This is a genomic window from Kitasatospora sp. NPDC001660 (genome assembly GCF_053596725.1).
The window spans coordinates 24,239-30,249 of sequence record NZ_JBSFGU010000040.1 but is presented as its reverse complement, the minus strand read 5'-3'; the positions used below and the strand labels follow the sequence as shown (position 1 = coordinate 30,249).

4 protein-coding genes are annotated in these 6,011 nt (G+C 72.1%); all 4 read left to right on the top strand.

The window, feature by feature from the left end; genetic code table 11:
- Window positions 1-52: 52 nt before the first annotated feature.
- The 4 genes from ACWCXH_RS30795 to ACWCXH_RS30780 all read left to right on the top strand — a co-directional run bounded on the left by ACWCXH_RS30795 (window position 53) and on the right by ACWCXH_RS30780 (window position 5,955).
- Window positions 53-1,960, top strand: a complete 1,908-nt coding sequence (locus tag ACWCXH_RS30795; protein WP_449804765.1) for an FAD/NAD(P)-binding protein — start codon at window positions 53-55, stop codon at window positions 1,958-1,960.
- A 522-nt stretch (window positions 1,961-2,482) separates the two neighbouring features.
- The gene (locus tag ACWCXH_RS30790; RefSeq protein ID WP_449804764.1) at window positions 2,483-4,144 is read left to right on the top strand and encodes a sensor histidine kinase; all 1,662 of its coding nucleotides are present in this window, start codon (window positions 2,483-2,485) and stop codon (window positions 4,142-4,144) included.
- Window positions 4,137-4,853, top strand: coding sequence for a response regulator (locus ACWCXH_RS30785; protein WP_449804763.1), 717 nt, complete (start codon window positions 4,137-4,139; stop codon window positions 4,851-4,853). The genes ACWCXH_RS30790 and ACWCXH_RS30785 overlap by 8 nt, the downstream gene beginning before the upstream one ends.
- Before the next feature lie 313 nt (window positions 4,854-5,166).
- The gene (locus tag ACWCXH_RS30780; RefSeq protein ID WP_449804785.1) at window positions 5,167-5,955 is read left to right on the top strand and encodes an ABC transporter ATP-binding protein; all 789 of its coding nucleotides are present in this window, start codon (window positions 5,167-5,169) and stop codon (window positions 5,953-5,955) included.
- Window positions 5,956-6,011 lie beyond the last annotated feature (56 nt).

Sequence of the window (6,011 nt, the reverse complement as noted above, 5' to 3'; positions counted from 1 at the left end):
CAGTCGAGAGCGCGTTGTGCGAAGCACGCGCCGAGCGAAGCGAGGCGCGGGCATGAGTGAGGTGGTGATCGTCGGTGCGGGCCCGCGTGCCACCGGCCTGCTGGAGCGGATCGTCGCCAACGCCGCCGAACTCCTCCCGCCCGAGCGGCCCCTGCACGTCCACCTGGTCGATCCCCACCCGCCGGGCCCGGGCCGGATCTGGCGGCACGAGCAGTCCCCGCTGCTGCGGATGAACTCGATGGCCGAGGACGTCACCATGTTCACCGATGAATCCTCGACCATCGAAGGCCCGATCCGTCCGGGCCCGTCGCTCGCCGAATGGGCCGCCGCGATGGCCGAGTTCGCACCGTACGAAGAGCCGGCCGATCCCGTGGTGGCGGCCGAACTGCGCGAGCTCGCGCCCGCCGACTTCGCCACCCGCCGCGCGCAGAGCGCCTACCTGGACTGGGTGTTCCGGCGAACGGTCGCCGACCGTCCGGCACACCTCACCGTCACCGTCCACCGGGCCACCGTACTGGAGCTGGCCGGACCGGCCGACGGCCCGCAGGAGGTCCGGCTGGCCAACACCACCCTGTGCGCGGACCAGGTCGTCCTGACCCTCGGCCACCTTGGCTCGACGCCCGACGACCGGCACGAGGAACTGGCCGAATTCGCTCTTCGACACGGCCTGTTCCATCTCCCACCGGCCTTCACCTCGGACATCGACCTCTCCGCCCTCGCCCCCGGAGAGCAGCTGATCGTGCGCGGCTTCGGCCTGGCGTTCATCGACCTCATGGCGCTGCTCACCGAGGGCCGCGGCGGGCGCTTCGAGCAGACCCCCACCGGCCTGGTCTACCAGCCCTCCGGACGGGAGCCGGTGATCCACGTCGGCTCGCGCCGCGGTGTCCCGTACCACTCCAAGACCGGCTACCGGCTCCAGGGCCCGCCCGCGCCGCTGCCCCGATACTTCGACGCGGCCGCCGTCGACGCGCTGCTCGACCGCTCGGAGCCGCTGGAACTGCGCCGTGATATCTGGCCGTTGATGGCCAAGGAGATCGGCTTCGGCCACTACCACGAGCTCTTCCACGCCCATCCGGAACGAACCACCCTGCCCTGGGCCGAGTTCCTCGCCGGATACGACCGGCACGGCTGGTACTCCCCCGAGCTCACGCGTCTGGTTGCCGCCGCCGTCCCCGATCCGGACGACCGGCTGGACTTCGAGGCCCTGGACCGCCCGCTCGCCGACGTCACGTTCGACAGCCCCGAGCAGTTCCAGAAGCAGCTGCGCGACCACATCGCCCGCGACGCCGAACGGCGTGCCGACCCCGCGCACAGCGCGGATCTCGGCGCGTTCCTGGCCCTGCTCTCCCTGTTCGGCCAGCTGCCCCGGCTCGTCGCCTCCGGCCGGCTCGCCGCCCGCTCGATCGCCGAGCAACTGGACGGCTGGTGGTCGGGATTCTTCAACTTCCTCGCCTCCGGCCCGCCCGGTTTCCGGCTGCACCAGTTGCTCGCGCTGTCCGAGGCGGGTGTGGTGCGGTTCCTCGGCGCGGACCTCCGGGTGAGCGCCGACGAGACGACCGGCACCTTCCGCGCCGAGAGCCCGACCGTGCCCGGCCACGTCGTGGAAGCCACCGCACTCATCGAGAGCTACCTGCCGACCCACACGATCGACCGCACGGACGACGCGCTGCTCCGCGGACTCCACCGGACCGGCGAGCTCACCGAGGACGTGATCACCGACCGGACCGGCACGCACCGCTCGGGCCTGATCGCCGTCTGCGCCGCCGACAGCCGGATCCTCGACCCGACCCTGGGCGGCCTTCCGCATCCTCGCCGCTTCGCTCTCGGCCCGCACACCAACGCCCGCGCCTACGCGGCGTTCGCCCGTCCCCGCACCAACGGCCCGGCGTTCCGTCAGAACGACGCCACCGCCCGCGCCATCCTGCGCAGCCTGACCGAGAACCCGGGACAGGCGAAATGAGCCCAAGGCTGAGGTCACGGAACCTGATCTCGTGCACGACACCGTTCATCTGCTTCAACGTCCGCATGAACCACGTCGTGGACAGGGCAGCGGGTCGGCCTACTGGTTCGGCGAGGGATCCGGCCGGTCCTCCAGCCCCGCGGCCTGGTCGGACCGCCCCGGGTGCCCGTACGCCTGGCGGCATCCCGCCGCTCGCCGGTGGAGGCCGCTGACCGTCCCGACGGGTGGGCAGCCGGCCGGCTGCCCACCCGCCCTCTCAGTGGACCGCGGCCAATGGGCCGACGACGCATGGCCGGTCCGTCACCGATCGGCTCGCGGACGCCTCACACCCCGCCGCACCGGCGGCTGTCCCTCTGCCTTTCGGTAGAGGGGCAGTCCCCCGTAGGTCGCAGGATCCCGGCGCGAGCGGGCCTGACAATCGGTGGTATGTCGTTCAGCGCTCCACCAGCCTCCGCACCGCGTCCGTCTGCCCGTGGGCCCTTCGCCGGGCCGGGAGAACAGGGGTGGCGGCTGTGGCGGACGGTGGGCGAGGCGGTCCTCGGCGCGCTGTTGGTGCTGCTCACCTACCTGGTGCTGGACTGGTACAGGGGGGTGCCGTCGATGCTCGGTATGACGCTCGACGGCTGGGTCATGGTGGTGCTGGCGCTGGCCGGGATCGGGCTGGTGCTGGTGCGGCGCCGGTTCCCTGCGGCGGGCGTGCTGGGGCTGTCCGCGCTGACGGGCGTGCTGCCTCCCACGGGGCTGCTGACCGCGGTGGCCTCCTACACCGCGGCCCGGCAGACGGAGGCGCGGCGACGACGTACCGCGCTGCTGCTCGCGGGGCTTGCGTCGGCCATGCTGGTCTGCTTCGCGTCGGCTCCCGTCACCGGGCTCGGCAGCAGGTCGTACGGGCTCGCGCTCGGTGCGGTGCTCGCCGCGACCACGGTCCTGGTACCGGGCTTGGTCGGCACCGCACGCGGGCAGCAGGACCAGCTGGTGCGGGCACTGCGGGAGCGCACGGCCGCCGCAGAGGAGGCGCGACGGCTCGCCGACAGCGAGTCGCGGATGCACGAGCGGTCGCGTATCGCGGCGGAGATGCACGACCTGGTCGGGCACCGGCTCAGTCTGGTCTCGCTACACGCGGGCGGCCTGGAGATGGCACTGCAGAGGCAGGCCCCCGAGCTGCGGGAGGAGGCGTCGCTGGTGCGCTGCGCCACCCGCGATGCCATGCGGGAACTGCGTGAGGCGCTGGGGGTCCTGGGCCCCCTGGGGCGGGACACCGGCACCGACGCGCTGACCGACGCCACCGGCACCCGTTCCGACATCGAGGCACTGGTGGCGGAGTCACGTGGTGCCGGCGTTCCCGTCGAGTTCTCCTGGGAGGGGGACGATCTCGACACGCCGCCGGCACGGGTGCGGCGGGCGGTGCACCGGGTGGTGCGCGAGTCGCTCACCAACGTGCACCGGTACGCGACCGGGGCCCATGTGACGGTTGCGGTCACCCACACCGCGGAGCGGGTGGGGGTCCGGGTGCGCAACGGCGCTCCGCCCGTACCGCCCACCGCCGCCACGGGGCTGGGCTCCGGACGCGGGCTGACCGGCCTGCGGGAGCGAGTAGCCCTGCTCGGCGGCACCTTCGATGCGGGCGCGTCACCGGGCGGCGGATTCAGCGTGACGGCCGACATCCCCGCCGACCCGGCGGACGCCGCGCGCCCGGCCCCGGGAGCTCGGGCGGCGGACGCGGCACCGGACGAGGAAGGACTGCAGGGCGCGGCCGGCCGGCCCCGGCCCCACCGACGGCTCCGGAGCCTTCAGCAGGGCCTGACGAGGGCGGTCACCGGGCTGCTCGGCCTGGTGGGCGTGGGGGCGATGATGCTGTTCGGGGTCGTCCTGGTGGACAAGGCGAAGCCACACCCCGACTACTATCCCTTCGAGCCCCGAGTGGGGATGACCCGGAGCCAACTGCAGAGCAAGGGCATCTCCGACTACAACGTGGTGCGGGCGGCCGCCGCCGACCGGGAACCGCGACGCCCTCGGTCCGCCCAGGACTGCATGTACCCGTGGGTCGACGAGCAGGCCGAGGGCGGGCGGCTGCAGATGGTCCGCTACTGCTTCCGCTCCGACATCCTGATCTCGATCGACCGTTTCACGGTGCCTGTGGTCACCGAACCGCAACCGCCCCTTGGGAGCAGGACACATGACTGACCAGGCCGACTCCACCACCTCCCCGGCCGGCTCCGCGATCCGGGTGCTGCTCGCCGACGACGAGCAGATGATCCGGCACGGCGTCCGGCTGATCCTCAGGCACGCCGAGGGTATCGACGTGGTCGGCGAAGCCGCCAACGGAGCCGAGGCCGTCCGGCTCACCGCCGAGCACCGGCCCGACGTGGTGCTCCTCGACATCCGCATGCCGGTACTCGACGGCCTCGCCGCCATCGAGCGGCTGCGGGTGCTCGACCCTGCCCCGCAGGTCGTCATGCTCACCACCTTCGGCGACGAGGACAACGTCCTGCGAGCCCTGGCGGCCGGCGCCACCGGCTTCCTGCTCAAGGACGAGGGCCCGCAGGAGCTGATCAGCGCCGTACGGGCGGCCGCCGCCGGGGACGCGGTCCTCTCGCCCGGAGTCACCGGGACCGTCATCCAGCGGATGCTGCGCGGCGGCGCAGCAGGTGTCACGAACAGTGCGAAGAGCCTGAACAGCCCAACGGACCAGCGACTGGCGGGACTTACCGCACGCGAGCGGGAAGTGCTGACCATGCTGGGAGAGGGACTGTCCAACCTCGACCTCGGCAAGCGGCTGGGCATCGGCGTCGGGACGGTCAAGACGCACGTCCGGTCCATCCTGGACAAGACGGGGTCGGACAGCCGGGTCCAGGCGGCGCTGCTCGCACACCAGGCGGGCCTGATGGGCTAGGGGCACCTCTACGGCCCGACCGTGGCTGTTCCCCACAGGAGCGTGGGGGACAGCCGGCGTTATGACGCGCCCCAGGCCGGTTCGAGGCTAGGGCGCCCGGACCGCGGGTCTTCCTTTGGACAGAGGCTCTGTCGTCCACACCTTCCTTTCGGTAGAGGCGCTGTCTTTCTCGGGGCATACGCACGTCCGGCGGCTCTGCCCTTCGGCAGGCCGTTGATTCAGGACCTGAGGGCGACGGATCCAGGCCACCTGCGCGACCACGATGGAAGCGAGTCGAGCACCCCTTCCAGGAGTCCCCATGCCGCAGTCATCCATGTCGCACGCAGCCGCCACCCCTGCACCCCCGCATGGCCCGGCATCCGCCCCGGCCGCCGCGCGCGCCGCCGGACTGAGCAAGGTCTACGGCGAGGGCGAGACCCGCGTCGTGGCCCTCGACTCGGTCTCCGTGGAGTTCGGGCGCGGCCGGTTCACCGCGATCATGGGCCCGTCCGGCTCCGGCAAGTCGACCCTGATGCACTGCATGGCGGGGCTCGACACCATCTCCGCGGGCTCCGCCCGGATCGGTGACACCGAGCTCTCCCGCCTCAACGACCGGCAGCTCACCAGGCTGCGCCGGGACAAGATCGGCTTCATATTCCAGGCGTTCAACCTCCTGCCCACGCTGAACGCCATCGAGAACATCACGCTGCCGATGGACATCGCCGGCCGCAACGCCGACCAGGACTGGCTGGACCTGGTCGTAGGGACCGTCGGCCTGGCCGAACGGCTCCGGCACCGCCCCTCACAGCTCTCCGGCGGACAGCAGCAGCGGGTCGCCGTGGCCCGCGCGCTGGCGAGCCAGCCAGAGATCATCTTCGCGGACGAGCCGACCGGCAACCTCGACTCCCGCTCGGGAGCCGAAGTCCTGGGCTTCCTCAGGGACTCCGTACGCGACCTGGGCCAGACCATCGTCATGGTCACCCACGACCCTGTGGCCGCCTCCTACGCCGATCGCGTGGTCTTCCTCGTCGACGGAAGTCTCATCGACGAGCTTCCCTCCCCCACCCCCGAAGACGTACTCGACCGGATGCGGCGCTTCGACACCAACGGCCGGACGAGCTGACCCGCGCCCACGCCCAACCGCCCCGCATCCGTCCCGCGACTCCACCAGCGCGAACC

Excerpts from the sequence above, each read along its gene's own strand:
- ACWCXH_RS30780 (WP_449804785.1), top strand. The coding sequence starts at position 5,167 with ATGTCGCACGCAGCCGCCACCCCTGCACCCCCGCATGGCCCGGCATCC.
- ACWCXH_RS30785 (WP_449804763.1), top strand. The coding sequence starts at position 4,137 with ATGACTGACCAGGCCGACTCCACCACCTCCCCGGCCGGCTCCGCGATC.
- ACWCXH_RS30795 (WP_449804765.1), top strand. The coding sequence starts at position 53 with ATGAGTGAGGTGGTGATCGTCGGTGCGGGCCCGCGTGCCACCGGCCTG.